At 70.6% G+C, this 25,022-nt stretch carries 22 protein-coding genes; 9 read left to right on the top strand and 13 right to left on the bottom strand.

Features of this window, described 5'->3' with window-relative positions; all coding sequences use genetic code 11:
- Positions 1-44 precede the first annotated feature (44 nt).
- Together NR798_RS06425 and NR798_RS06430 are read right to left on the bottom strand one after the other, a co-directional pair.
- Positions 45-584 (bottom strand): OsmC family protein, encoded by a 540-nt coding sequence (locus NR798_RS06425; RefSeq protein ID WP_375770532.1) that lies wholly within the window; start codon positions 582-584, stop codon positions 45-47.
- A 102-nt stretch (positions 585-686) separates the two neighbouring features.
- Positions 687-1,082 (bottom strand): hypothetical protein, encoded by a 396-nt coding sequence (locus tag NR798_RS06430; protein WP_375770533.1) that lies wholly within the window; start codon positions 1,080-1,082, stop codon positions 687-689.
- A gap of 234 nt (positions 1,083-1,316) precedes the next feature.
- On the opposite strand from NR798_RS06430, the gene NR798_RS06435 reads away from it, so the two are divergent.
- The gene (locus NR798_RS06435) at positions 1,317-1,910 is read left to right on the top strand and encodes an adenylate/guanylate cyclase domain-containing protein (RefSeq protein WP_375773733.1); all 594 of its coding nucleotides are present in this window, start codon (positions 1,317-1,319) and stop codon (positions 1,908-1,910) included.
- Between the two features lie 39 nt (positions 1,911-1,949).
- A complete protein-coding gene (locus tag NR798_RS06440) occupies positions 1,950-2,603 on the top strand; it encodes a glutathione S-transferase family protein (protein WP_375770534.1) in 654 nt (217 codons plus the stop codon).
- Positions 2,604-2,610: 7 nt separating this feature from the next.
- On the opposite strand, the gene NR798_RS06445 is transcribed toward NR798_RS06440, so the two are convergent.
- From NR798_RS06445 to NR798_RS06455, 3 genes are all read right to left on the bottom strand, one after another.
- Positions 2,611-3,213, bottom strand: coding sequence for an HAD family hydrolase (locus tag NR798_RS06445; RefSeq protein WP_375770535.1), 603 nt, complete (start codon positions 3,211-3,213; stop codon positions 2,611-2,613).
- Positions 3,214-3,235: 22 nt separating this feature from the next.
- Positions 3,236-5,131 carry a methyl-accepting chemotaxis protein gene (locus NR798_RS06450; protein ID WP_375770536.1) on the bottom strand — a complete coding sequence of 632 codons (1,896 nt, stop codon included), beginning with the start codon at positions 5,129-5,131 and terminating at the stop codon, positions 3,236-3,238.
- 187 nt (positions 5,132-5,318) lie between these two features.
- Complete coding sequence (locus NR798_RS06455; RefSeq protein WP_375770537.1) at positions 5,319-5,753, bottom strand: host attachment protein; 435 nt, start codon at positions 5,751-5,753, stop codon at positions 5,319-5,321.
- A 197-nt stretch (positions 5,754-5,950) separates the two neighbouring features.
- Here NR798_RS06455 and NR798_RS06460 point away from each other — a divergent pair, with 197 nt between their 5' ends.
- Positions 5,951-7,114, top strand: coding sequence for a M20 family metallopeptidase (locus NR798_RS06460; RefSeq protein ID WP_375770538.1), 1,164 nt, complete (start codon positions 5,951-5,953; stop codon positions 7,112-7,114).
- Positions 7,115-7,161: 47 nt separating this feature from the next.
- Here the strand turns inward: NR798_RS06460 and NR798_RS06465 are convergent, their stop codons facing one another.
- Genes NR798_RS06465 through NR798_RS06475 form a run of 3 tightly spaced genes read right to left on the bottom strand, consistent with a single transcriptional unit; the run spans position 7,162 to position 9,631 of the window.
- The gene (locus NR798_RS06465) at positions 7,162-7,629 is read right to left on the bottom strand and encodes an NUDIX hydrolase (RefSeq protein WP_375770539.1); all 468 of its coding nucleotides are present in this window, start codon (positions 7,627-7,629) and stop codon (positions 7,162-7,164) included.
- Positions 7,629-9,059 carry a DUF2380 domain-containing protein gene (locus NR798_RS06470; protein ID WP_375770540.1) on the bottom strand — a complete coding sequence of 477 codons (1,431 nt, stop codon included), beginning with the start codon at positions 9,057-9,059 and terminating at the stop codon, positions 7,629-7,631. The genes NR798_RS06465 and NR798_RS06470 overlap by 1 nt, the downstream gene beginning before the upstream one ends.
- 23 nt (positions 9,060-9,082) lie before the next feature.
- Complete coding sequence (locus NR798_RS06475) at positions 9,083-9,631, bottom strand: hypothetical protein (RefSeq protein WP_375770541.1); 549 nt, start codon at positions 9,629-9,631, stop codon at positions 9,083-9,085.
- Between the two features lie 175 nt (positions 9,632-9,806).
- On the opposite strand from NR798_RS06475, the gene NR798_RS06480 reads away from it, so the two are divergent.
- The 4 genes from NR798_RS06480 (at position 9,807) to NR798_RS06495 (ending at position 14,804) form a co-directional block, all read left to right on the top strand.
- The gene (locus NR798_RS06480; RefSeq protein WP_375770542.1) at positions 9,807-11,051 is read left to right on the top strand and encodes a PEGA domain-containing protein; all 1,245 of its coding nucleotides are present in this window, start codon (positions 9,807-9,809) and stop codon (positions 11,049-11,051) included.
- Positions 11,052-11,053: 2 nt separating this feature from the next.
- Positions 11,054-12,475, top strand: a complete 1,422-nt coding sequence (locus NR798_RS06485) for a MopE-related protein (protein ID WP_375770543.1) — start codon at positions 11,054-11,056, stop codon at positions 12,473-12,475.
- A gap of 177 nt (positions 12,476-12,652) precedes the next feature.
- On the top strand, positions 12,653-14,140 hold the full coding sequence (locus NR798_RS06490) for a protein kinase (protein WP_375770544.1): 1,488 nt from the start codon (positions 12,653-12,655) through the stop codon (positions 14,138-14,140).
- The gene (locus NR798_RS06495) at positions 14,115-14,804 is read left to right on the top strand and encodes a tetratricopeptide repeat protein (RefSeq protein ID WP_375770545.1); all 690 of its coding nucleotides are present in this window, start codon (positions 14,115-14,117) and stop codon (positions 14,802-14,804) included. The genes NR798_RS06490 and NR798_RS06495 overlap by 26 nt, the downstream gene beginning before the upstream one ends.
- A gap of 23 nt (positions 14,805-14,827) precedes the next feature.
- On the opposite strand, the gene NR798_RS06500 is transcribed toward NR798_RS06495, so the two are convergent.
- A complete protein-coding gene (locus NR798_RS06500; RefSeq protein ID WP_375770546.1) occupies positions 14,828-15,379 on the bottom strand; it encodes an FHA domain-containing protein in 552 nt (183 codons plus the stop codon).
- A gap of 254 nt (positions 15,380-15,633) precedes the next feature.
- Here NR798_RS06500 and NR798_RS06505 point away from each other — a divergent pair, with 254 nt between their 5' ends.
- Positions 15,634-20,301, top strand: a complete 4,668-nt coding sequence (locus NR798_RS06505) for a lamin tail domain-containing protein (protein WP_375770547.1) — start codon at positions 15,634-15,636, stop codon at positions 20,299-20,301.
- 107 nt (positions 20,302-20,408) lie between these two features.
- Here NR798_RS06505 and NR798_RS06510 read toward each other — a convergent pair whose 3' ends face one another.
- From NR798_RS06510 to NR798_RS06525, 4 genes are all read right to left on the bottom strand, one after another.
- Positions 20,409-21,044, bottom strand: a complete 636-nt coding sequence (locus tag NR798_RS06510) for a TetR/AcrR family transcriptional regulator (RefSeq protein WP_375770548.1) — start codon at positions 21,042-21,044, stop codon at positions 20,409-20,411.
- Between the two features lie 50 nt (positions 21,045-21,094).
- Entirely contained in the window at positions 21,095-22,288 is a 1,194-nt protein-coding gene (locus NR798_RS06515) for a metallophosphoesterase (protein ID WP_375770549.1), read from the bottom strand.
- Between the two features lie 73 nt (positions 22,289-22,361).
- Positions 22,362-23,264: a TIGR01777 family oxidoreductase gene (locus tag NR798_RS06520; RefSeq protein ID WP_375770550.1), complete on the bottom strand. Its 903-nt coding sequence runs from the start codon at positions 23,262-23,264 to the stop codon at positions 22,362-22,364.
- The gene (locus tag NR798_RS06525) at positions 23,261-23,815 is read right to left on the bottom strand and encodes a peroxiredoxin family protein (protein WP_375770551.1); all 555 of its coding nucleotides are present in this window, start codon (positions 23,813-23,815) and stop codon (positions 23,261-23,263) included. The genes NR798_RS06520 and NR798_RS06525 overlap by 4 nt, the downstream gene beginning before the upstream one ends.
- A gap of 113 nt (positions 23,816-23,928) precedes the next feature.
- Between NR798_RS06525 and NR798_RS06530 the strand changes: the two genes are divergently transcribed.
- On the top strand, positions 23,929-25,014 hold the full coding sequence (locus NR798_RS06530; protein WP_375770552.1) for a polyprenyl synthetase family protein: 1,086 nt from the start codon (positions 23,929-23,931) through the stop codon (positions 25,012-25,014).
- Positions 25,015-25,022: the final 8 nt, after the last annotated feature.

Raw genomic sequence — 25,022 nt, forward strand, 5'->3', positions numbered from 1 at the left:
ACGGAAGACCCTCACCCCTGCCCTCTCCCAGGGGGAGAGGGTGCTCAGGCGGCCACGGTGCCGCTGGCCTTCGTCACGCGGCCGGAGATGGCCGTCGGGTTGAGGATGTTGTCGAACATCGGGCTGGTCTTCTCCGCCGCCTTGCGGATCTCCTCCAGCGTGGCCGCGTCCGCGTCCGTGTCCACCTCGACGGTGTACTGCAGCTCGGAGAAGCCCGCGCGCACCTTCGGGTCCAGGTTCAGGTAGCCCCTCAGGTCGAACGGCGCGCTCACCTTGATGCGCAGGTTGCGGTAGTCCAGCCCCCGCATCCTCGCCTGCGTCACCCAGCCGATCGTCAGGCACGTGCCCAGCGACGCCAGCAGCAGCTCCATCGGATCGATGTGCTGGTCCTTGCCGCCCAGCGCCGTCGGCTCGTCCGTCTCCAGCGTGAAGGAGCGGGCCTTGGTCACCGCCTGGGCCCCATCGCGCCACTCCGTCACCGTCTCGAAGCGGCCCTTGCCCGCCTCTGGGTTGGCAGACACGTGCGCCTTCGTCTTCTGGAACGTGTCGAGATCGAGCGTGCAGCAGCTACCGGTGTTCTCCATGGCTGTCTCCAGGTGTTCGAGGGGCATCGACGCTAGGTCGGTGCCGTTCCGGGTCGCAAGGCGCTCCCGGTGGCACTCCGTGACGAGGCCACTCACCCGTTGTCACAGTGCCCGGCGGCCCCCGCCCGGCGCGGCCCACGCCCAGTAGAGAAGGGTGCCCAGCACGCCCGCCCACGGCACGTACGGCGCCCCCGCGAGCACACCGTCCATGCACAGGCGGATGCGGCACTCGGGCCGGTCCAGGGTAGAGCAGGCACCGAGCAGCAGCGGCAGGTGGCTGGCGATGTAGCCCATGCCCAGGCCCCGGATGACGTCCCCGCGCACCCACTGGCGTGTCAGCACCCGCCACAGCGTGGGCAGCGCCACCAGCGTGGCCAGCGCGCTGAGCACCAGCTTCTGTTGCCGGGCCTGCGTGGCCACCAGCAGCACCCCCAGGGTCACCAGCAGCGGCGGCCAGAGCGGCGCGTGTTTGTCCTGTTCATCCTCGGGTGCCGACATGGGTGCAGGCTCTCCCACGACAGTAACAGCGTGACACTCGCTTCCCGCCCTCTGTCGCCTCGTGGACCCTCGCGCTCTCCGTGCGTTGTGCGCTGCGTCAGGGATGAATTACTTTCATTCGTACCAGCAGGTGGGATTAGGCGCGGCTGCCGGGCTGCCCCCGGGCAGACCAGGCGAGTGTCTCTCAGGTAACATTCGCTCTTGTGGTGGGGGGGAGAAGGAGACGCGTTGATGATGGCGGAAGTGCCGCAACCGGAACCCAGGAAGGTAGCGGCCATCATGTTCACGGACATGGTGGAGCTCAGCGCCGAGGCCCGGCGGGACGAGGCGCTCAACCACGAGCTGCGCCAGGAGCACGGGCGGCTGGTGCGGGGGTTGCTCTCCGGCCACGGGGGACGCGAGATCAAACAGCTGGAGGATGGTTTCCTCGTCGAGTTCGACGACGCGCTGCCCGCGGTGGCCTGCGCGCTGGAGTTGCAGTCGGCGCTGTGCGCACGCAACGAATGTGTCCCGCAGACGCGCCGGGTGGAGCTGCGCATCGGCATCCACCTGGGGTCGGTGGTGCACCGCGACGGCGACATCTTCGGCGAGGGTGTCAACGTGGCCGCCCGGCTCGAGTCGCTCGCCCGGCCCGGTTCCCTCTACGTCAGCGAGCCGGTGGTGCAGCAGGTGCAGAGCCAGGTGATGGCGCCCGTGGTGCGCCTGAGCCGGGGGGACTTGAAGAACATCCGCCTGCCGGTGCCCGTCTACCGCATTGATCCGCCCGTGCGCCGGCGCCGCGGCTCGTGGATGACGCGCCTGCGCAACCTGCTGCGCACGGGCAGCTGAGCCCTCGCCCGCGCGGGGGGCGCTATAAGGTGCGCCCCCATGAAAGAGCTCACCCTCGTCGTCGCCTCGAAGAACTACTCGTCCTGGTCGCTGCGGCCCTACCTCGCGCTCGCCCACACCGGGCAGCCCTTCCGCGAGGTGGTGGTGCCGCTGGGCCAGGCGGACACCGCCGCCCTCATCGCGAAGTACTCGCCCAGTGGCCGGGTGCCGGCGCTGCTGCACGGCGAGCTCGTCATCTGGGACTCGCTGGCCATCTGCGAGTACCTGGCCGAGCAGTTCCCCCAGGCGAAGCTGTGGCCCCAGGACAGCGCCGCCCGCGCCCTGGCCCGCTCCGTCACCGCGGAGATGCACTCGAGCTTCGCCGCCCTGCGCAACCACATGCCGATGAACCTCCACGCCCGCAAGCCCGGCGAGGGCCGCGCTCCTGGCGTCGCCGAGGACATCGCCCGCATCACCGCGCTGTGGAAGGAGTGCCGCTCGCGCTTCGGGCAGGGCGGGCCGTTCCTCTTCGGCGCCTTCTCCATCGCGGACGCCTTCTACGCGCCCGTCGTCACGCGCTTCGTCACCTATGACGTGGAGCTGGACGCGGTGGGCGCCGCCTACCGTGATGCGGTGCTCGCCCTGCCGGCCATGAAGGCCTGGACGGAGGCCGCCCGCAACGAGCCGCCCGTGGCGCGCTACGAGAAGAAGTAGGGGCGGGCTACAGCCCCATCGCCTCGAGCTGCGCGTCGAAGGACGCGGCGGTGGTGAAGAGGTGGCCGCGGATGCCCAGCGCGTTCGCGGCCTGGACGAACTCGGGGATGTCGTCGAAGAAGGCGGCCTCGTGCGGCTCGCAGCCCGCGTGCTTCAGGGCCTCCTGGTAGATGGAGGGCTCGGGCTTCACGTGGCCCACCTCGCAGCTGAGCACCAGGTGGTCGAAGCGCTCCAGCAGCGGCAGCCTCGGCCGCAAGTACGCCACGTGCAGCACGTTGGTGTTGGACAGCAGCACCAGCTTCACCCGCCCCACCAGCCCCTCCACCCGCGGCAGTACCTCCTCGTGCACGGTGAAGTGGCTGCTCCACAGGGCGTTGAACTCCTCGGCGGGCACATCCGCCCCCAGCGCCTCGCACACGGTGCGCCGGATGCCCTCGGCGCCGAGCAGGCCCCGGTTGGCCGCCGTCCAGCCCGCCCCCGCCAGCCGGCGCTCGGCCTCGGCGGCGGGCAGTCCCGCCCTCGCTCCCAGCCTGCGGAACAGCAGGCCGTTGTCGTGGAAGACCAGGACGTTGCCGAGATCCAGCAGGACGGCGCGGGGCGGAGGGCTCATGGGCCCCTTGTTATATCCGGTGTCATACCCGGTAGCTGCGCGCCACGTGCTGCATCTGCTCGGCCACCTCGCGCAGCGACTGGGAGACGCGCTGGGTGGCCTGCAGCCCCACCATGGTGTCGTGCATCAGGCTGGAGAGGTCCGTCAGCGCGCCGAAGATCTCATTGATGCCGGCGTTCTGCTGGCTCACGGCGTTGGAGATCTGCCGCACCGCGTTCATGTTGTCCTGCACGATGCCGCTGAGCGCCTCGATGCTCTCGCCGCTGGTGCGCGCCTGCGTCAGGCCCGCCTCCATGCGCAGCTTGCCCTGCTCGCTGAGCTCCACCGTCTTGTGGATGGCCTGGGTGATGTCCTCGAGCAGGCCGCCCACCTGCCCGGTGGACTGGATGGACTGGTTGGCCAGGGTGCGGATCTCCTTGGCCACGATGCCAAAGCCCTTGCCGTGCTCACCGGAGCGCACCGCCTCGATGGCGGCGTTGAGCGCCAGCATGTTGGAGCGGTCCGCCAGCCCCTTCACCGTCAGGGTGATGCCGCCGATGCGCTGGGCGCGCTCGTTGAGCCCGCTGATCTGCTCGGACATCTCGTTCACCTGATCTCGCAGCGTCTGGAAGCCGTTCATGCTCTCGGCCAGCGCGCGGACGCCGCCCTGGCCCAGCTCCTCGGCGCGCGAGGCCACCATGAGCACCGCGGCGGCGCGATCGGCGGCCACCTCCGACGTCTGCTTGATCTCCTGCGCCGTCACCTGCGTCTGCTGCAGCGCGGCCGCCTGGCGGGTGAGGTTGCTCTCCTCCTGCTCGGCGGCGCGCGTCAGCTCGGCCACGGTGTCGGTGAGCACCTGGGTGCCGCGCTGGAGGCTCTCGGTCGTCTCGCGCAGGTGGTCCACCAACTGCACGAAGGAGCGGGCCAGCTCGCCCACCTCGTCGTCCGAGCGCACGTCGGGCTTCTGGGTGAGGTCTCCCTCCTGCACGATGCGGCGCACCACCTGGCTCAGCCGGGTGATGGGCGCGGTGATGCCGCGCGAGAGCAGCAGGGCGGCCAGGATGGCCAGGGCCGCCGCGGCCATCACCCCCGCCGCGGTACCGGCGCGCAGCTTGTTCATCGTGGCGTAGACCTCCTCCGGGTCCGAGAGCGCCACGAAGCGCCAGCCGTCGCCTACGTCCGGAATCTCCGGCCCGTTGATGGCCTCCACGGCCACGGCGTTGGGGATGCTCCAGGCCTTCTCGCCGCGCGAGTCGAAGAGCACGCTGCCCGCGCCGTTGCGCACCTCCAGGGCGAAGCTCTCGTTCTTGCGCGAGCGGGCGCGGGCCAGCGCGGCCTTCACCACCTCGCCCACCTGGCCCCAGTCATACGCCGCCAGCAGCACGCCCATGCGCCGCCCGCCCCGCGACTCCATCACCGGCGCGGCCAGGTGCAGCACCTGCATGCCGAAGACGGGATCCTCCTGGGTGAGCGTCGCGCTGGTGAAGCGCCCCTGCTGGGCCGCCTTGAACCAGGGCGCGTCGCGCACCGCCGCCTCCTGGCCCTCGAAGGACTCGCGCAGCGCTGGCGTGCTGGCGGACACGGCCTTGCCGTCCTCGGTGAAGAGCACCAGCCCGGTGAAGGTGGTGTAGCGCAGCTGCAGCCGCGACAGCACCGCGTCGCTCAGCGCGTAGCTGTTGCGCTGCAGCGACTCGCGCAGCAGCGCGTCCTCCGCCCAGCTGCGCACGCTCGTCTCGCGCTCCGCCAGCGAGGCCTCCACCAGATCCTTCAGGCCCTCCGCCTCGATGCGGAGCATCTCGTGCACCTGCTCCTGCATCATCTCCTGGGTGATGCTCACCCCCAGCCAGGTGGAGATGAACAGCGGCGCGACGGCCAGCAGGGTGACGTACAGCGTCAGGCGGCCACGCAGCTTGAGGGTGCCGATCAGGGGAAGTCTCATGAATCTCGTGACGTATGGCGCCGGGAGGGACCCCAATGTCCTCCAGCCGGCGCCCCTCCCACCTGTACCACGGCGCGCGCCCGAGCGGAGGGGGCTCGTTGCCGGGTGTAGGGCCAGGTGGGGGCCCCAACGGACGGGGCCCGGAGCGGGGACGCGCTCCGGGCCTTCTGCCTGCCCGCTTGCCTACCTAGGAGAGCGGGATGCGCTCGGGCAGCTCGCGGTCCGGCACGTTCATGTAGTCCGCCCGGAAGTCCAGCATCAGCCGCTGGTGCACGCGGGTGCTGACGAGCTTGCGCAGCAGGCCGAGCATTCCGGGCGGGGCGGCGATCACCAGCCTGTCGTAGGCGTGGTCGTTGAGGCCCCGTTCCAGGCGGGCGGCGAGCTCGCGGGCGAAGCGGTCGATCTCCAGCTGCTGGCGAGCATCAGGCTGGTTCTCGGGTTGGGGTTTGTGCAGGGAGCCGGCGTTGGGGTTGTCCGGCTGGTTGAGCAGCTGCCGGGACATGGACCGGCTCTCTTCGTGCTGGAACTCCTCCCGCAGGTCCCACACCTCCGCGCGCTCGTCCGTCGCGAAGAGCTTGGCCCGGCTCCCATTGGCCACCAATATCCACAGCGCGTCCGCCATCGTTCATCCTCCTGCCTCTTGAGGTGCGGACCCCCACCGTCCCCGGCAAGCTTCCTTCCCCCGGGTGGCCCATGCCGGGGCGTCTGGCGGGCGGGCGCCGGGGCACCTTCCCTGGAGGCGGGGGCCTGGCATATGCCCGGGTTGCAACCGGGGATGCACCCCGGGGCACGAGACTTTTCGGCGGGAGGCCGAGGACGATGCGCGAGATGGGTGAAGCGGCGGCCAGCTGGCTGGTGGGCAGGCTGGGGGAGATGGAAGAAGCGCTCGCCGCGCTGGTGGAGGTGAACTCCTGGACGGAGAACGCGGAGGGGGGCCGCAAGGTGGGTGCCCTGCTGCGCGAGCAGTTCGCCATGCCGGGGCTGGCGGCCGAGGTGGTGCCGAGCACGCGGTATGCGGACCACCTGGTGTTCCGCTCGGAGGGCAGGGCGGGGCTCGAGCCGGTGGCGCTGGTGGGCCACCTGGACACGGTGTTCCCGCCGGGCAAGTTCGAGGGCTACCGCAAGGACGGGGCGCTGCGGCGCGGCCCGGGCGTGCTGGACATGAAGGGCGGGCTCGTCGTCATCGCCTGGACGCTCAAGGCGCTCGCGGCGTCGGGGGGCCTCGGGAAGCTGCCCCCGCTGCGGCTGGTGGTGGTGTCGGACGAGGAGGTGGGCTCACCCGAGGGCGCGGACGTCATCCGCAAGGCCATCGCCGGGGCGAAGGGGTGTCTCGTCTTCGAGTCCGGCCGGGCCGCGGACGCCATCATCACCCGGCGCAAGGGCACGGGCATGGCCACCGCGGTGGCGCACGGCAAGGCGGCCCACGCGGGCAACGCGCACCAGGAGGGGGCCAATGCGCTGTGGGCGCTCGCCCGCTTCGTGGACCGGGTGCAGCAGCTCACCGACTACCCGCGCGGCATCACCGTCAACGTGGGCAAGGTGACGGGCGGGCAGGGGAAGAACACGGTGCCGGACCACGCGGTGGCGGAGGTGGACTTGCGCTTCTGCACGCGCGCGGACGGGGAGGATCTGGTGCAGCGCTTCCGTCAGGCGGCCGAGGAGGCCGCGGCCAGCGTTCCCGGCACGCGCATCGAGGTGAAGGGCGGGGTGGCGCGCGAGCCGCTGGAGCGCACCGAGGCTTCGGCGGCGCTGATGGCGGCGTATGGGGCGTGCGCGCATGCCTCGGGGCTGGGCCATGGCGAGGCGCCGCTGGTGGGCGGCGGCTCGGATGCGAGCACCTCGTCCGCGATGGGGATTCCGTCCATCGACGGGCTGGGCCCCCGGGGCAAGGGCTTCCACACGGTGGACGAGTTCATCGAGGTGGACACCCTGATTCCCAAGGCCCAGGCGCTGGCGCGCTACCTCGCGTCGCTCGCGGGGTAGCACGAGGATGGGAGCGGGGCTGGCAACGGCTCCGCTCCCAGCGGGGTTCAGACTTCTTCGTCGGGCAGGAGCGTGAGGAGCAGCTCGTCGTCGGGGCCGAGCGGGCGCCACCCGGGCGGCGGCGGCGTCGCGAGAAGCGCATCGCTCACCCGGTCGACGCGCCCCTGATGAGTCACCGGAGTGAAGCCAAACCAGGAGCCGAGCGCCATGGCAACTTCCATACGGGCCTCGTCGTTCGTTACGGCCGGCCAACCGTCAGGGAAGCTCTCGTGTAGTTCACGCACGAGTTGGCCGCGTACCAGGCGAGTCACCTGATGGCTTCGCTCCGCCTCGTCAACCAGCCCCTTGAAGACCTGCACCGCATTGAAGTCGTCCCCCAGTACCTCGGCCAACTCAACCAGTGGGAGGGTGGGGTGTGCGTCAGCGAAGGCGGTAAGTGAAGCATAACCGCGCTCACGCACCCGCTCATACAGGCGGGTCGCCCAGTTGCCCCGCCAGGAACGGCCCTCGTTCATCACCTGCTCCCGGGGACGAAGTTCATCGGGATTTTATAGCGCTTCATCTCTCTTGCGACGAGTTTGAGAATCGCATCCGGCGTCAACATCCGGCCTGCCTTGGATTCAGCTTGGCGCAGTACGGTCATGATCATCTGATTCCATTCGTCAGGCCATGTGCGCCCCAGCTTCCAGTTTCCACCGCCGTGGATGGCCTGGTGGTGTGCCTGCTCCAGCTTCACGCAGAACTGGTCGATGTCCATCTCGACGGTGAAGCCGCGCTTCTCGAACCACTCGCGGAACTCCTTGGGCATGACGTGGTGCCGCGGTGACTCGGCCATGCCGGCCCCCGCCCTGTCCGTCACGCGCATGCCCCGCACCTCGGGCCCATCGCCCAGCGCGTCGCGCACGCCCCGCGGGAGCTCGCCGTGCGCCATCAGCACCTGCCCGGCCTGAATCCGCACCGCGGCGCTCACGGCCGGCAGCGACAGCACGCCCGCGCGCACCAGCCGGTTCATCATCTCCACCCACTCGGCGGAGACGACGATGCGCGTGCCCATCATCACGCCGCCACCGCCCACCATGAAGCCCATGCCGAGCGTGAGGGGCGTGGCCGCACGCAGCGCGGGCAGCGTGAACTTGAGCACGGACAGTGTCGTGAGCGCCTCGATGAACTCCTTGAGCACCAGCATCTTCTGGCGCGCCTCCGCCCCCCTGAGCACGGCCGCATGCAGGGCATCGAACTCGCGGGTGAGATGGCCCACCAGGGCGGGCATGTCCTGCGCCGCTGCCTCCACCTGCCCCGGCTCCAGCGAGGAGAGCGCCGTCATGGCCGGCTCGAGCATCTTCTGCCAGCGGTCCATCCTCATGAACAGCGTCTCCACGCCGTAGAGGCGCCGGGAGAGCGTGGCGTCGGTGAGGCGGAGGAAGTCACACCAGACGGCCAGCAGGAGGGAGCCCATCATGGCGGCCTCCAGCCGAGGGCCAGCCAGGCGCAGCAGGGCCAGCTGCATGTCCGCGTCTTCCACTTGCGAGGCGGCGGTGGCCAGCCGGGTGGCGGCGGCCAGCTCGGCGTCCATCCACCGCAGCTGGCGTTGTCCATAGCCGACGTAGTCGAGGAAGAGGCCGTTGCCCACCCCGGCAATGCCCGGGTAGCTGGCCTCGAGTCTGGAGAGCTCGCTGGAGACGCGGCGCGTGGAGGCGGAGACCTCCTCCACGGCACCAACAAACGCCACGTGGGCCGAGAAGGCGCTCAGGCCCGCATCCGTCACGGCCTCACGGGAGCCTCGGGGGTGCAATCCTTCCGAGTCCTCGGGCTCCGTCGGGGAGGGCAGGGCGAGCGGATGCTCCTCACCCAGCCCTTCAGCCAATGCGAGCGCGGCAGCCACGCGCGGCGTGTTCAGCGACGCGCAGCCGGTGGTCAGCAGCCCAAGCCCGAGCAGCACCCCCATCCATGGGCGAGTCCTCACCATCTCTACCGGCTGGGGGACTGAACGCCCTGCTCGCCGCCCGGCTCCGGCGTCACCGGTGCGGGCCGGCCCAGGCGGGCGATGTCCACCGTCAGCAGCTCGTACAGCAGCACGTCCCACCACCAGAAGAAGAGCGCGCTGAACTTGATGTAGACGAGCGGCGCGTTCGTCCAGATCTGCAAAGGATGGCCCAGCACCCGGTCGGCGACGAAGCCCGCCAGCCACTCGCCCGCGAAGCAGAGCGTCCCGGCGATGATCATCCGCTTCACCAGCCCCACGTCCCGGCGCAGGAACCAGAAGAAGTTCAAGCACCAGATGAGGCTCACCGAGCCTGCCCACAGCCCCAGGCTCTCGAAGGAGAACCAGTGGTAGGGCGAGAGCGGATAGGTCCATCCGGGCTCGCCGGTGAGCTTCCAGTAGAGCTGGTTCTGCAGCAGCTCCACGAACCAGAAGATGGGCGTCACGTAGATGACGTGGAACGCGAGCGAGCCGAGGTACCCGGCCACCCTCCGGTGCTTGCCGCCGCCAGACGACTCCGTCACAGCCCTCGACATGGTGACTCCCTCCGCGCCGGCAGTCTGCCGCCTCCAGACGGGGAAGTCAGAGGTGGGTTTAGGGGCTACATGGCGGCCCCGCGCCCGTCCGTCACCTGCCTGCTCCCGTGGCAGGAGCATGCTGGGTGGCGGGCGGCGCTCCGCAGCGTGGGCTGTTCGGGGTAGAACAGTGCCCATGCGTATCCCCGTCGTGTATGTGGCCGGCCTGCTGGCACTCGCGCTGAGCGCGGGCCCGGCCAGCGCCCAGGGCCTCGGGTTGGACCTGTCCGGTGATTCGAACGCCCAGAGCAACGAGCAGACCCAGGAGGGCGGAGAGGGCACGCCGCAGGACTCCGAGGGCGGCCTGGGGCTGGGCCTGGACTTGAGCAACGGCACGCCCGGAGCGGACCTGCAGCCGCGCTTCGCGCTGGTGGGGCTGGACACGCCCGAGCGCGCGGGTGCCGCGCAGGCCAAGCGGTGGATGGGCTGGCTCGAGGCGGTGGCGCTGCGCACCGGCCGGGTGGCGAAGGCCTCCGACCCCGCCGAGGCCCGCGAGCAGCTCGGCGCGGACTACGCGGCCGCCCTGCGCTGCGAGGAGGCCTCGTGCTTGAGCGGACCGGCGGACACGCTCGACGCGGACCTGCTCACCACGGCGCGCCTGGCGCTCGAGGACGAGGGCTGGACGCTGCGGCTGTGGACGTATGACCGGGACCGGGGCGTGGTGGAGACGGACGTGGTGACGGGCCGCAAGCCCACCGACAGCAACTTCATCCGCGAGGCGGGCGCCGTGCTGTCCAAGCGCGTGACGGACCTGGCCCGGCAGCGCTCCATGCTGAAGGTGTCCAGCAACGTATCGCAGGCGGTGGTGCGCGTGGGCGAGCGCATGCTGGGCGTGGGCACCGTCGAGGCGAAGCTGCCCCCCGGCGAGGTGCAGCTCATCGTGGAGGCCGACGAGTACTCCACCTATACGAAGACGCTCACGTTGGCGCCGGGTGAGACGCAGGAGGTGGCGGTGCGGCTGGAGCTCAATGGCCCCGCGCCCGAAGGGCCCCCGGCGGACGCCGTGGCCGTGAAGAAGAAGTCGAAGTCCTCCGGTGGCCCCTCCGTCTTCGGCCGTCCTGCCTTCTACACCACGGTGCTGGGGCTGGCGGCGGTGGGCGCGGGCGTGGCCATGGGCATGGGCCTGCAGGGCAAGGTGCAGGACGCCAACGGGGACGGGGTGATGGACCTCTCGCGCACCGAGTACCTGGCCGCACGGCAGCAGTCGATGGTCTCCACGGCGCTCATGGCGGGCGGTGGCGCGGTGGCGGGCGGCAGCCTGCTGTGGCTCCTCGTCGTCCCGGCGCGTTCCGAGCCGGTGTCCTCCTCGGTGGCCCCCGTGTCCAGCGGGAAGGGCACCAGCGGCACGGTCCTCCACCTCGTCATTGGCGGGAGCTTCTGAACATGAAGTCCTTCTCTTCCCTCTTGTGCTGTCTGGTGCTCGCGCTGTCCGCGGCGGGCTGTTGGGTGCCGGAGCTCCCGGACTCCACCGTCTTCAGCTGCGACAGCGCCGAGGACTGCGCCGCCGACGGCGTGGTTTGCGCTCCCCGCACGGGCCAGCGCGGCTACTGCTGCACGCCCACCACCGAGGTGTGCAATGGCGCCGACGACAACTGCAACGGCCAGCCGGATGACCTGCCCGAGGCCAGCTGCTACACCGGCCCCGAGGGCACGCGTGACCAGGGCAGCTGCAAGGCCGGCAAGGTGGCCTGCGGCGCCAACGGCTCCGTGGTCTGCTCCGGCGAGGTGGTGCCCGCCGCCGCCGAGACGTGCAACGGCGCCGATGACGACTGCGACGGCGTGACGGACGAGGGCTTCAACCTCCAGACGGACATCGCCAACTGCGGCCGGTGCGGCAACTTCTGCAACGCCGTGACGCAGCTGTGCGTGGATGGGGCCTGCAAGACGCGCGGCGAGAAGGTCTGCGACGACAACCTCGACGACGACGGCGACGGCCCCCTGGACTGCGCCGACAGCGACTGCGACAACCAGACGCGCGTGTGCAAGGCCGGCGATGCGGCCAAGAACTGCATCTGCGTGGGCCGCACCATTGGCGAGGCCAACTGCGGCGACGGCATCGACAACGAGCCCACGCCGGATGGGTTCATCGACTGCGTCGAGGAGGAGTGCTCCGGCAAGTCGTGTGGCACCGGCTGCGTCTGTTCCGGCTACGTCAAGAAGGAGACCGTGTGCAGCGACGGCCTCAACAACGACGGCAACGAGGGCACCGACTGCGCGGACCCCGACTGCGCCGGCCTGTCGTGCGGCACCGGCTGCCTCTGCCAGGGTGGCAAGGCCGTGGAGACCGTGTGCACCGACGGCCTCAACAACGATGGCACCGAGGGCATCGACTGCGCGGACTCCGACTGCAACGGCAAGGAGTGCAGCGTCGCCGGGGGCTGCCTGTGCGTGGGTGGCACCGCCACGGAGACCCAGTGCGGTGACGGCCTGGACAACGACGGCAAGGGCGACCCGGACTGCGCCGACGCCGACTGCAACTGGAAGGACTTCGGCGACGGCACCATCTGCGCGGGCGGCAAGCGGGTGGAGGTGCTCTGCTCGGACGGCAAGGACAACGATGGCAACAGCGGCAAGCTCGACTGCGCCTCCGGCAACGCGGACCCCAACTGCGTCAGCGGCCTGTGCGGCGCGGGCTGTTCCCTCTTGAACTGCGCCAAGAAGGAGACCACCTGCAACGACCGCACCGATAACGATGGGGACGGCCTGAGCGATTGTGCGGACAAGACGGACTGCCCCGCCGGCACCGCTTGCACGCGGACCAACGGCGCGGCGGGAACGTGCCAGGCCAGCGGCAATTGCAACTGACGGTGTGCGCCTGATGCGCACCTGAGCGCGGGCTCGCCCTCCGGGGCGGGCCCGTTCTCATTTATGACTCCCAGGAGGTCCCCGCCGCCCTGGGCGGGACAGAAGAGTCGTCACCCTGGCGACATCCGTGGCCGTGTGGGTTGCCGGGAATTGAGAGGATGAAAAGGTTTGCCGCCCATGCGCGGCGACGACTTCATCTCGGGCACTGTCCTCTCTGGCAGCTTCCAAGCCGCAGAAGGCTCGACGGTCGTGGACCCCGAGCTTCAAGAAGGCGACATTCTCGGCAGCTACCAGTTGGAGCGCCTGCTGGGCGAGGGCTCCATGGGCCAGGTGTTCCAGGCGCGCCATACGCGGCTGGGGCGCCAAGTGGCCCTCAAGGTGCTGCGCTCCGCCTTCTCCCATGACAGCGGCTTCGTGCAGCGCTTCTTCCAGGAGGCGCGCGCCGTCAATCAGATCAACCACGAGCACATCGTGGAGATCTTCGACTTCATCGAGGACGCGGAGCACGGACGTGTCTACTGCGTGATGGAGCTGCTGCGAGGACAGAGCCTCTCGGCGCTGCTGAGGGAGGAGCGGCTCTCCGTGTCGCGCATCCGCCGCATGCTGGTGCAGGTGTGCGCGGCGCTGGGCGCGGCGCACCAGCTCGGGGTGGTGCACCGGGACATCAAGCCGGACAACCTCTTCGTCATCCACAAGGGCGGGCAGCAGGACTTCGTGAAGGTGCTCGACTTCGGGGTGGCCAAGGTGCTCACCGCCGACGCCACCAACGGGACGCTGGACGGCACCATCATCGGCACGCCCACGTACATGTCGCCGGAGCAGGCCGCGGGGCTGCCGGTGGACCACCGCGCGGACATCTACGCGGTGGGCACCGTCCTCTACGAGCTGCTCGGCGGCCAGCCGCCCTTCCAGGCCGCCAACTTCGGCCAGCTCATGGTGAAGGTCCTCACCGAGCCGCCGCCCGCGCTGCCCTCGCACACCCCGGCCGGAGAGCCGGTGCCGGCGGCGCTGGCCCAGCTCGCCCTGCGCTGCCTGGCCAAGGAGCCCGAGGACCGGCCGCAGCAGCTCACCGAGGTCATCACCGCGCTGCTGGCGGACACCGGGCCGGAGCGGGGGCTCTCCCCCGCGCGCGCTCCCGTCGTGCCCCCTGTGGTCTCTGAAGACGAGCGGCCCACCCAGCCCATGGAGGTGCCCGCGGCCCTGTCCGGTGCGCGGCGCCCGTGGCCGGTGATCGCCGCGGGCCTGGTGGCCGTGGCCGCCGCGGGGCTCGTGCTCGCGTGGGGCGTGCAGCGGGGTGCCTCCTCGGCCGCGGGGGCGCACGAGGCGGGCGCCCAGGCCCCCATCACCCTCACCGTGCACTCGGTGCCCGAGGGGGCGACGGTGGTGCGCGCCGACACCGGCGAGGCGCTCGGGGTGACGCCCCTGGTGAAGCAGCTGCCGCCGGCCGCCGAGCCCATGGGCCTGCGTGTGGAGCTGGCCGGCTTCGCTCCCAGCGAGCACGAGGTGCGGCTCGACTCGCCCTCGACGCTCGAGGTGCCGCTCGTCCCGGAGGCGCAGCAGAAGCCGGGCCACAAGAATGCCCGTGAGGGCGTCCGCGCCAATGTCCACCGCAGCAAGCACAACCCCGGGGTGCGCGATGATGTCATTGATCCGTTCGCTCGCTGAGCGCTCCGTGCTGCCGGTGGTGGTGGCGGTGGCGCTCGCCGTGTCGCCCCTGTCCGCGCGCGCCGACAACGGGGAGCCGGGTGCGCACGTGGAGTCGCAGGCCCGCGCGAAGTTCTCCGAGGGCAACATCGCCTACGACCTGGCCGAGTTCCAGAAGGCCCTGGACGCCTACAGCGAGGCGTACCGGCTGATGCCCCTGCCGGGCTTCCTCTTCAACATCGCCCAGTGCCACCGGCAGCTGGGCCGTCCCGAGCGCGCCGCCTTCTTCTACCGGCGCTACCTGTCGCTCTCGAAGGAGGAGCCGCCCAACGCCGCGCTGGTCCGGGAGCTCATCACGGAGATGGACGGGGCGGTACGCAAGGAGCAGGAGCGGCGCCTGGCGCGGGAGGAGACGGCGAGAGACCAGGCCAAGGCCGCGGCGCTGCGGGCGCAGGCGGAGTCCATCGCCATGCGCCGGGTCCAGCAGGGCGAGGGCAAGCGGGCCCTGGTGCCGCGCTCCCGGGCGGCCGCGCAGGCCGAGTCCGAGGTGAAGGGCGGCGACAGCCTGTTGAAGAAGTGGTGGGTGTGGGCGGGGGCGGGCGCCGTGGCGGTGATCGCCGGCGGCGTCATCTACGCGGCCACCGCTCCCCAGCCGCGCCCCACCACGCTGGGCACCGTGCGCTAGTCAGGGCCGGAGGCCCGGGCCGCTCAGGCCGGGGTCTCCCGGGGCCCGCCTCGCTGGTGGGCCAGCATCAGCGCGGCCGTGTGGCCCATGCGGGTGTGGAAGCTCTCGGCATCGTGGAAGGTGAGCCGCACGTCGCCCAGCTGCAGCTGCATGCCGGACTCCAGCGGCAGGTGCTGCCCGGGCCGCATCCGCTTGCCGCTGAGCATGGCCGGCCCGCCCTGGAGCAGCGCCTCCACCGTCCAGCTTCCGTCCGGCTGGGCGTGGAGCGCCAGGTGCTCGCGTGACACCGTGGCGTCGTTGATGACGAAGACGTTGTGCGAGGCCCGCCCCAGCGTCAGCGTGTCCCGCCCGGGAGCCGTCGCCAGCTCGAAGCACATGGCATCTCCCGAGGGCAGGCAGTCGCGGAGATCCGAGGTGGGCAGCCGGGTGGTGCCGTGGTTCTGCTCGCTGGACTCCGGGACGTTCCAGACTCCGGCCTCCCACACCAGCCAGCAGTGCGGGTAGCGGGCCCGGAACTTCTCCTTGAGTGCGAGGTGCTGCCGCACGAGCAGCGAGAGCAGCAGGGAACGCGCCATGATGAGACAGAGAAACACCTTCGGGGCGTGATCGCCACTGTTCCCGATGTCTGGAGTCGCCGGGTTGTCCAAGAGTGCGCGTTTGAGAGGCGCGTTTTCGGGGGGAAGCAGGCTTCCAAACGGCTGGCACGGATTTTCACCCGGCCCACCTCCGGCGTAAGGTGTCGCTCAAATGTTTCAGTGGGCTTCACGCCGTTGTCACACAGCGGGGGCCCACTGAGCAGGTCCAACCCCCAACCCCCCCCAGGGACTGCATGCGCAATCACCCCCGCCATCTCCTGGCACTGTTGAGTGCCGGACTGCTCCTGTTCACAGCGTGCACTCCACCCGAGGAATGCGGCAATGGCCGCGTCGAGGGCAAGGAGCAATGTGACGACGGCAACGCCGTCGACGACGATAGCTGTTCCAACAGCTGCACCACCGTGGCGCGGCAGCCCGTCTGCGGCAACAACGAGGTGGAGGTCGGCGAGGCGTGTGACGACGGCAACGCCGTCGACGGGGACGGGTGCCAGAAGGATTGCAGCGTCACCCCGCCGGATCAGGAAGTGCTGGCCCGGTGCGGCAACGGCGTCCGGGAGATCTCCGAGGCGTGCGACGACGGCAACACGGTGAACGGTGACGGGTGCGACAACACCTGCGTGCCCACGCTTCCGGCGCAGGAGCAGTGCTCCTGGGTGGTGAGCGAGGCGGAGCAGCCGGCGGCCGGAGAGACCTGCAAGGTGATTGCGGGTACCGGCACCGCGCGCCTCTACAAGGGCGTGGTGCTGATGGACGGCAAGACGCTCAACGGCGGCCAGGTGCTGGTGGACGACAAGGGCATCATCCAGTGCTCGGCGTGCGACTGCTCGGCCGAGGCCGCCGCGGCCACGGCCACGGTCATCGCGTGCCCCCAGGGCGTCATCTCCCCGGCGCTCATCAACGCGCACGACCACATCGACTACCAGAAGGCCCCGGAGGCCGGGCGCCAGGAGCGCTACGAGCACCGCCACGACTGGCGTGTGGGCGGGGCCGCACATGACGGGCACACGAAGCTGGCGGCGGGCTCCACCGCGGCCGACCTCGGCGTGCGCTGGGCCGAGCTGCGCCAGGTGATGTCCGGCACCACCTCCATCGCCAGCAGCGGCGGGCGCCCCGGCTTCCTGCGGGACCTGAACACCGCCGGCACGGCCCAGGAGGGCCTCGCCGAGCCGGACCTGAACTTCCAGACCTTCCCCATCGGTGACTCCGGCGGCGAGGAGCTGTCGAGCGGGTGTGCCTACCGGACGAGCCTGGACACGCCGAACGACATTCCGCCCCTGTCGGCCTACCTGCCGCACATCGCCGAGGGCATCGCGGCGTCGGCGCAGAACGAGTTCCGCTGCCTCTCCGGCGAGGGCACGGGCAGCCAGCAGCTGCTGACGCCGCGCACGGCCATCATCCACGGCATCGGCCTCACGGCGGCGGACATCGCCAAGATGGCCGAGAAGGGCACGGGCCTCATCTGGTCGCCGCGCTCCAACGTCTCGCTGTACGGCGAGACGGCCATGGTCACCGCCTACAAGCAGCTGGGCGTGAACATCGCGCTGGGCACGGACTGGCTGCAGTCGGGCTCCATGAACATCCTGCGCGAGCTGCGCTGCGCCAGCTACCTCAACGAGGTGCACTACTCGCGGACCTTCACCGACGAGCAGCTGTGGCGCATGGTCACCGCGAACGCCGCGGACCTGACGGAGACGTGGGAGAAGCTGGGCCGCATCGCCCCCAAGAAGGTGGCGGACCTGGCCATCTTCAAGCTGAAGTCCTTCGCCTACTCCCCGCACCGCGCCGTCATCGAGGCGAAGGCGGACGACGTGGTCCTCACCGTGCGCGGTGGCAAGCCGCTCTACGGCGACAAGGACGTCGTGGCCGCGCTGACCGTGGGCGCGACGGACCCCTGCGAGGAGCTTCCCGTGTGCGGCAGCACCAAGGCCGCGTGCGTGAAGTCCGAGACGGGCAAGACGCTCGCCGAGCTGAGGGCGGCCAACAGCAGCGCCTACGATCTCTTCTTCTGCGGTGACACGACCCCGACGAACGAGCCCACCTGCGAGCCCCAGCGCACGGCCACCGTCCCGGTGCCCGCCTCGCAGAACGGCTCCACCATCTACACCGGTACGCGCCGGCTCGCCGACTACGACGGTGACGGCGTTGCCAACGCCCAGGACAACTGCCCCATCGTCTTCAACCCCGTCCGCCCCCTGGACAACAGCAAGCAGGCGGACAGCGACAACGACGGCATGGGTGATGCGTGTGACCCCTGCCCGCTGTCCAGCGCCGCCAGCTGCACGGCGCCCAACCCGGCGGACGAGGACGCCGACGGCAAGCTCAGCCCCGACGACAACTGCCCCGGCGTGGCCAACGCGGACCAGAAGGACACGGACGGCGATGGCCACGGTGACGCGTGCGACGCGTGCCCCACCGCCAACCCGGACGACAAGATGTGCTCGGTGTCCCTCTATGACGTGAAGAAGCCGGTGGACGGCTCCATCCCGCTCATGGGCTACACCATCACCATCCCCAAGGCGGTGGTGACGGCCATCGCGGGCAACAGCTACTTCGTCCAGGTGCCCACGGCGGACCTGACGTCCGGCCCGGACTGGTCCGGCGCCTACGTCTTCTCCTCCTCCGCCACCGCCGCCAAGCCCGCGGTGGGAGATCTCATCGAGATCAAGTCGGCCCTGGTGGCGAGCTACTTCGGGCAGCTCCAGCTCACCAACGTGACGTTCACCAAGCTGGGCACCGCCCCGCTGCCGGTGCCCGTCGCCGTCTCGCCGTCCGACGTGAACACCGGGGGCGCGCGTGCCGCGGCGCTCGAGAGCGTGCTGGTGGAAGTCGCCAACGTCTTCGTGTCCAAGCAGGAGCCCACCCCGGGCACGGCCGACAACGCCCCCACGTACGAGTTCGTCGTCGACATCCGCGCGGACGGCTCGGAGACGCAGGGCCTGCGCGTGAATGATCTCATGTACCGGCACCCCATGCCGGACGTGGGCACGGAGTTCCGCCGCGTGCGCGGCGTCCTCGAGTGGCGCAACGGCAACTCCAAGCTCGAGCCGCGCAGCGCGGACGATCTGCTCCTGCCCCCGCCGCCGCTGGCCTCCTTCGGTTCGGGCTCCACCCAGTTCATCCGGGTGAACCCCGCGTGTGACCCCAACGGCTGCTCCATCATCGGGCAGGCGAAGCTCCTGGTGTCGCTGCCCAGCGCCTACGGTGAGGACGTCCAGGTCACCATCACCTCGTCCGACACGGCCAGCCTGCAGGTGGCCCAGGGCGGCACGGTGACCATCCCCAAGGGCCAGCTCAGCGCCGAGGTGAAGCTCATCCCCCTGGCGATGGCGGGCAGCGTGAAGCTGACGGCCACCCTGGGTGCCTCGAGCAAGGAGACCACGGTGCGCGTGCTGGGCACCACCGAGCAGCCCTCGGTCACCGCGATCACCCCGGGCCGCATCGTCACCGCTGCGTCCAACGACGCGACGGTCGTGGCGACCCTGGACATCCCCGCTCCCGCGGGCACCGCCCTCGAGCTGGTGGTGACGCCCGCGGAGCTCGGCACCATCGAGCCCGCGACGGTGACGGTCGGAACCGACAGCACCTCGGTCCTCTTCACCTTCAAGACGTCGGCCACGCCGGGCACCGGCCCGGGGACCCTCACCGCCCAGGTGGCGGGCTCCACCGCCACGGCCGTGACCTCCAACATCGAGGTGGTCGCCAGCCTCCCCGAGCTGGTCAGCATCAGCCCGACCCCGGTCATCGTCTTCCAGGGCACCACCCAGCCGTTCACGGTGGCGCTCAATGGTCCGGCTCCGGGTGACATGCTCGTGAAGCTGGTGGCGGCGCCCACCACGGCGGGTGCGGCCTTCGGCACGGTGCCCCTCGTGGTGCCGGTGCCCGCGGGCGCGGAGCTGGCCTCCTTCACCTTCACCGCGGATGCCACGGGCAGCGGCACGGGCACCGTCAAGGCCTCGCTCGGCGCGAAGGAGGTCACCGCCAACGTGACGGTGCGTCTGCCCTTCCCGAAGCTCGTCAGCATCAGCCCCACCCAGGCCAAGATGATTCCCAAGGCCTCGCGGACCTTCACCCTCACGCTCGACAAGGCGGCCGAGGCCGACGGCTTCACCGTGCTGCTCGCCCTCACGCCCGCCGAGCTGGGCTCGGTCCCCGCGACCGTGACCATCCCCAAGGATGCCAAGACGGTGGATGTGACGTTCACCGCGGGCGAGGCGGAGCTGACGGGCAAGCTGGTGGCCTCCAACACCCTGGGCGCGGGCAGCTCGGTCTCGGCGAACATCGAGGTCGCGGCGCTGCCTCCGCACGTCGTCATCAGCGAGATCAGCGGCCGCGGACCGTCCACGGGCAGCACCAGCCCGAACGTGCAGCAGGACGAGTTCGTGGAGCTCTACAACCCGTCCAGCGAGCCCGTCGACCTGAGTGGCTGGAAGCTCCAGTACAAGAGCGCGGGCGGGACGAGCTTCGGCACCTCGAACACCTACGCGATTCCGGAGGGCAAGAGCATCCCGGCGTATGGGTACTTCCTCATCGCCCACGGCAACTTCCGGGGCACTGTCACTCCGGATGCGACCCACGCCATCGACATGTCGGGCTCGGCGGGCGCGGTGCGCATCGGCAAGCCCGAGGTGGGCGCGTCGCTCGATGATCCGAACGCGGTGGATACGCTCGGCTACGGCACCACCGCCGTGGGTGGCGAGACCAAGTACGGCCCCGCGCATCCCGCGGCGGGCGGCAGCCTCGAGCGCAAGGCGCTCGCCACCTCGACGGCCGCCTCGATGGCCACGGGCGGCGCCGACGCGGCGAAGGGCAACGGCTACGACTCCAACGACAACTCGGTGGACTTCCTGCAGCGCGCGACGCGTGATCCGCAGAACTCGTCGAGCCCGACCGAGCAGCCGTAACTGACGCCGGACCTGCCCGCCTCCAGCGAGGGGCGGGCGGGACCGTCCGAGCGGTCCTCACGCCCTCCGTGTCACGCAGTCCGGGTGACGCGGGGGGCGTTGCCGTTTCAGCGCGTGACGGTGCCTTCCACCAACAACCGCTCCAGCGTCGTGAGGGTGGCGTCGTACGTCACCGACTCGCGGAACAGGTTCTGGTGCAGCACCGCGCCGATGAAGCCGCCGATGATGCTGTGTGCGGCCTGCTTCGCGTCCACGTCCAGCCGGAACTCCTTCGTCTTGTTCTGGCCGTAGCGGATGATGTTCTCCGCCGCCGCGACGTAGATGCCCAGCTTCTCCCGGATGGCCTCGGCCACCCGGTCGTTGTTCTCCGCCGACTCCGCCGACACCATCCCGAAGAAGATGCCGTACTCACGGTGGTGGCGCAGGAAGTGCTGCGTGAGCTCCATGAAGGTCCTGAGCTGGACCCGGGCCGGCTGCTTGCGCTGCTCGCTCAGGACGTCCTGGAACCCGGCCATGTAGCGCCCGTGCAGCTCCTCGATGGCCGCCAGCAGCAGATCCTCTTTCGTCGGGAAGTGCCAGTAGAGCGCCCCGGGGGTCATCCGGATGGCCTTGGCCAGCTCCGCCATCGTCGTCGCCAGGATGCCCCGGCGCGCGAACAGCGTGATGGCCGCCTCCATGATCTCCACTCGCGTCCGAGCCGCGCGCTCCTGCTTGATCTCCCGCTTCGCCGGTTCTTTGCGCATCTGGGAGGGTATCCTACCCCACCCCGCGAGAGTCGCGTTACACCCCCGCGTCAGGCCAGCAGCGTCACCTTGACGATCTCCGGCGGAGCCGCCACGCGCAGCGGGGGGCCCCAGAAGCCCGTGCCGCGGCTCACGTAGATGTGACTGTCGCCCTCGCGGAACAGGCCGGCGTCGTGCTCCCAGATGGCGGACACCACCAGGTTGAAGGGGAAGAACTGCCCCCCGTGCGTGTGGCCGGACAGCTGCAGCCCCATGCCCGCCTTCAGCGCCTGCTCGCGCCAGCCCGCGGGCTGGTGCGCCAGCAGCACCGAGGCGCGGGAGGGGTCCCTCCCCGCCGTGGCCGCCGCCAGGTCATAGCTGCGCTCGGGATAGCCGGAGCGCTGGGCGCCCCAGTCGTCCACGCCCACCAGATCGAACGAGGCCCCCGGCTCGCCGATGCGCACGTGGCGGTTGCGCAGCACCGTGATGCCCATGCGCGTGAGCGCCTCGGCCCACTCCTCGTCACCCGAGTAGTACTCGTGGTTACCGGTGACGAAGTACGTACCGTGCCGCGAGCGCAGGTTGTTGAGCGCGCCCACGCCGTGGGCCAGCTGCGCCACCCGGCCGTCCACCAGGTCTCCCGTGATGCACACCAGGTCGCCCTTGAGCGCGTTGCACTGCGCCACCACCGCGTCCATGAAGCGGCGCTGGATGAGCGGCCCCACGTGCACGTCGCTGAGCTGGATGATGCTGAAGCCGTCCAGCGCCTTGGGCAGGCCGGGCAGCTTCACCGCCACCTCGTTCACCACCGGCGGGTGATAGGCGCGCCACACGCCGTAGCTGGCCATGCCGCCGGTGGCCGCCAGCGCCACGCCCGCCGTCGTCCGGGCGAGGAACTGCCGCCGCTCCTCGTCCACCACGGGGGCCACGGCCGGCTCCGCCATGCGGCGGCGCTTCAGCCACCCGCCGAGCGTGCGCACACCTCCGAGCGTCAGCACCGCCAGCAGCAGGTAGATGGCCAGGCCCATCCAGACCCAGTTGAGCTGCGAGACGACGGACGCCGTGTCCCCGGGCAGCAGGCGCGGCACGAACCACCCGCCCGTCATGATCGTGGCCAGCAGCCCCATCAGCCCCACGCCGGCCCGCCGCCAGTGGGGGTGCTTCGCCGTGTCGCGGAAGAGCCGGCGGTACAGGTAGAGGTGCCCCAGCACCACGAGCAGGGACATGACGCTGAAGAAGATGAGGGATTGCAGCGAGAAGCGCATGGCGGTCTGAATACTCACCGGCGCCCCGTGCGCCGCAACCCCATCGTACGTGAAGAAACGTGAAGCCGCGCCCTCACCCCAGCATCGCGCGCAGGGCGCCGGGCAGCTCGGGGTGCTGGAAGCGGTAACCCGCCTCGAGCGCGCGCCGGGGCAGCACCCGCTGGCCTCCCAGCACCGCCTCGGACATCTGCCCCATCACCACCTTCAGGGCGAAGCCGGGCACTGGCAGCACCGCCGGCCGGTGGAGCGCCGCCCCGAGGGCCCGCGCGACGTCCGCGTTCGTCAGCGGCTCCGGCGCCGTCACGTTCATCGGGCCCGTCAGCTCCGGGTGCTCCAGCGCGAAGAGCAGCAGGCCCAGCGTGTCCTCGCGGTCCACCCAGCTCATGTACTGCTGCCCCGAGCCCATCTTCCCGCCCAGGCCCAGGCGGAAGAGGGGCAGCATCTGCGCGAGCGCGCCGCCCTCCGGGTGCAGCACCACGCCGATGCGCGCCACCACCGTGCGGATGCCCGCCGCGGCCGCCTGCTGCGCCTCGGCCTCCCAGTCCTGGCACACCCGCGCGAGGAAGTCGTCCCCGGGAGGGCTGCTCTCCGTGAGCGGCTCCGCGCCCCGGTCTCCGTAGTAGCCGATGGCCGAGGCCGACACGAAGTGCCGCACCGTGCCCGCCGCCCGCATGGCCTCCACCAGCAGCCGCGTGCCCACCACCCGGCTGTCGTGGATGCGCTTGCGCGCGCTCTCCGTCCACCGCTGGGCCACCGGCTCGCCCGCCAAGTGCACCACCGCCTCGGCTCCCCCCAACGCGTCCGGGGACAGCGGCGTGACCGCGTCGAAGAAGGCGCCGCTCACTCCCTGGGGCAGCCGCCCCAGCGTGCGCTCCACGTCTCGCGCCAGCACGTGCACGCCGTGGCCCCTCTCCAGCAGCCGCCGCACGAAGAGGGGACCGAGGAAACCACTGGCTCCGGTGAGGGCGACCTTCACGGCTTCGGCTCCTGGGGAATCTCCCGGCCGAGCAGCGTGCCGAGCGTCTGGAAGAATGTCTCCTGGTCCCCCTCCTTCATGCGCCCGGAGTACCGGTAGACGAGCGCCCCGTTGCCATCCAGCAGCAGCACCGAGGACGTCTTGGTGGGCAGGTTCCACGGCGACTCGCCCAGGGTGCCCTTCAAGTCCACCAGGATGGGAATGCCCCACTTCTTCTCCTCGTCGCGCACGTAGGACAGCGCGATGCCCCGGGCGGGGAAGAAGTCGAACGACTCCAGGTTGGCCACCGCCACCACGGAGGCCGCCTCCAGCAGCCCCAGCGCCTGCCCCCGGGAGAACAGGGCCTCCTTCAAGGACGAGTTGAGTGTCGTGGAGTGGCGATCCTCATAGAAGAGAATGACGGGTTTTCCCCGCCATCTGGAGAGCGCCACTTCCTTTCCGTTGGAGCCCCGCAACGTTGCATCCATCGGCCCTGCCTGTGGCTCCGCGGCGAACGAGGGACTCGTGGCCAACAGCGCGGCCGTCAGCATGCCAGCAATCCGTGCAGTCATCGGGGACTCCCGTGAACGAAGCTTGTACGAACCTTGAACATAGCCTTGACAGAGGCTGGACACAAAGGTTACCTCCAGAACAGACGACACCCACCCGCCGGGAGGAAGGCTGTATGGGGCTCACGCCCTTCATCACTGCAGTGCCCATGCCGGCTCCCTCGGTGGAGCAGGCATGGCTGCAGCTGGTGCAGGCCCGGGTGGAGGCCTCGTTGGTGGAGCTGCTGGAGTTGCCGGACGAGGCCCGGCTGGACAGTCGTTGGACGCAGGCGCTCGGCCACGTCCGCGAGTACGTGTTGCGCCCCACCCGGAGGATGCGCCCGGCCCTGCTGCTGGCCGGCTACTGCCTGGCCCGGGGCTCGGCGGCGGTACCGGCCGGGCTGTGGCGCTTCGCCGCGGGGCTGGAGCTGCTCAACGCCTTCCATTGCATCCATGACGACGCGGTGGAGCAGACGGTGCTGCGGCGCGGAGGGCTGACGCTGCACCACGTGCTGGCGCCGGCCCCCACGGGGCAGCACCTGTCGGTGGTGGTGGGGGATCATCTCTTCGCCCGCGCGATGGAGACGCTGCTGAGTTCGGGGTTGCCGGGCGCCGCGCAGGCCAGCGAGCACTACCTGCGGCTGTGCCGCTACACCTCGGTGGGGCGCTACGTGGACCTGGAGCAGGGCGGCGCGCGCCTGGGCCGGGGCGGTGTCGTGCAGGCGCTGCGGCTGGCGCGCATGAAGATGGTGCGCGAGGGCCTGGCGCCCGCCCTGGTGTGCGGGGCGATGCTGGCCGGAGCGGACGGCGCGCTGCGGATGCGGCTGGCGCGGGTGGGCTGCGGCGTGGGGCTCGCCTCCGAGCTGCGCGAGGAGCTGCTCGGCCTCTTCGGCGAGCCGAGGGGCGGTGCCCGGGCTCCGGGCTGCGACTTCCTGGTGGGCCGGCGCACCTTCCCCGTGGCGGCGGCCTGGTCGCGGGCGGTGCCCGAGGTGCGCCGGGAGCTGGAGGCGCTGTGGGCCCTGCCGGCCGAGCGCCGGGACGAGGCCGCGCTCGGGCGGTTGCGGCGGCTGGTGGAGGAGGCGGGGGGCCGGAGCGCCACGGAGCACTTGGTGGCGCGGGCCTCGCACGGCGCCGTGCGGGCGCTGTCGGAGCTGCCCAACCCCAATGGTCTGCGCGAGCTGCTGCAGGCCCTCATCGGCCAGCTGGCCCACCGCATGGTTTGAGAGGAGAA

The sequence above is a fragment of the Archangium gephyra genome (assembly GCF_042230915.1).
GTDB classification, from domain to species: Bacteria; Myxococcota; Myxococcia; order Myxococcales; family Myxococcaceae; genus Archangium; species Archangium gephyra_B.

Excerpts from the sequence above, each read along its gene's own strand:
- NR798_RS06425 (WP_375770532.1), bottom strand. The coding sequence starts at position 584 with ATGGAGAACACCGGTAGCTGCTGCACGCTCGATCTCGACACGTTCCAG.
- NR798_RS06430 (WP_375770533.1), bottom strand. The coding sequence starts at position 1,082 with ATGTCGGCACCCGAGGATGAACAGGACAAACACGCGCCGCTCTGGCCG.
- NR798_RS06435 (WP_375773733.1), top strand. The coding sequence starts at position 1,317 with ATGGCGGAAGTGCCGCAACCGGAACCCAGGAAGGTAGCGGCCATCATG.
- NR798_RS06440 (WP_375770534.1), top strand. The coding sequence starts at position 1,950 with ATGAAAGAGCTCACCCTCGTCGTCGCCTCGAAGAACTACTCGTCCTGG.
- NR798_RS06445 (WP_375770535.1), bottom strand. The coding sequence starts at position 3,213 with ATGAGCCCTCCGCCCCGCGCCGTCCTGCTGGATCTCGGCAACGTCCTG.
- NR798_RS06450 (WP_375770536.1), bottom strand. The coding sequence starts at position 5,131 with ATGAGACTTCCCCTGATCGGCACCCTCAAGCTGCGTGGCCGCCTGACG.
- NR798_RS06455 (WP_375770537.1), bottom strand. The coding sequence starts at position 5,753 with ATGGCGGACGCGCTGTGGATATTGGTGGCCAATGGGAGCCGGGCCAAG.
- NR798_RS06460 (WP_375770538.1), top strand. The coding sequence starts at position 5,951 with ATGCGCGAGATGGGTGAAGCGGCGGCCAGCTGGCTGGTGGGCAGGCTG.
- NR798_RS06465 (WP_375770539.1), bottom strand. The coding sequence starts at position 7,629 with ATGAACGAGGGCCGTTCCTGGCGGGGCAACTGGGCGACCCGCCTGTAT.
- NR798_RS06470 (WP_375770540.1), bottom strand. The coding sequence starts at position 9,059 with ATGGGGGTGCTGCTCGGGCTTGGGCTGCTGACCACCGGCTGCGCGTCG.
- NR798_RS06475 (WP_375770541.1), bottom strand. The coding sequence starts at position 9,631 with ATGTCGAGGGCTGTGACGGAGTCGTCTGGCGGCGGCAAGCACCGGAGG.
- NR798_RS06480 (WP_375770542.1), top strand. The coding sequence starts at position 9,807 with ATGCGTATCCCCGTCGTGTATGTGGCCGGCCTGCTGGCACTCGCGCTG.
- NR798_RS06485 (WP_375770543.1), top strand. The coding sequence starts at position 11,054 with ATGAAGTCCTTCTCTTCCCTCTTGTGCTGTCTGGTGCTCGCGCTGTCC.
- NR798_RS06490 (WP_375770544.1), top strand. The coding sequence starts at position 12,653 with ATGCGCGGCGACGACTTCATCTCGGGCACTGTCCTCTCTGGCAGCTTC.
- NR798_RS06495 (WP_375770545.1), top strand. The coding sequence starts at position 14,115 with ATGTCATTGATCCGTTCGCTCGCTGAGCGCTCCGTGCTGCCGGTGGTG.
- NR798_RS06500 (WP_375770546.1), bottom strand. The coding sequence starts at position 15,379 with ATGGCGCGTTCCCTGCTGCTCTCGCTGCTCGTGCGGCAGCACCTCGCA.
- NR798_RS06505 (WP_375770547.1), top strand. The coding sequence starts at position 15,634 with ATGCGCAATCACCCCCGCCATCTCCTGGCACTGTTGAGTGCCGGACTG.
- NR798_RS06510 (WP_375770548.1), bottom strand. The coding sequence starts at position 21,044 with ATGCGCAAAGAACCGGCGAAGCGGGAGATCAAGCAGGAGCGCGCGGCT.
- NR798_RS06515 (WP_375770549.1), bottom strand. The coding sequence starts at position 22,288 with ATGCGCTTCTCGCTGCAATCCCTCATCTTCTTCAGCGTCATGTCCCTG.
- NR798_RS06525 (WP_375770551.1), bottom strand. The coding sequence starts at position 23,815 with ATGACTGCACGGATTGCTGGCATGCTGACGGCCGCGCTGTTGGCCACG.
- NR798_RS06530 (WP_375770552.1), top strand. The coding sequence starts at position 23,929 with ATGGGGCTCACGCCCTTCATCACTGCAGTGCCCATGCCGGCTCCCTCG.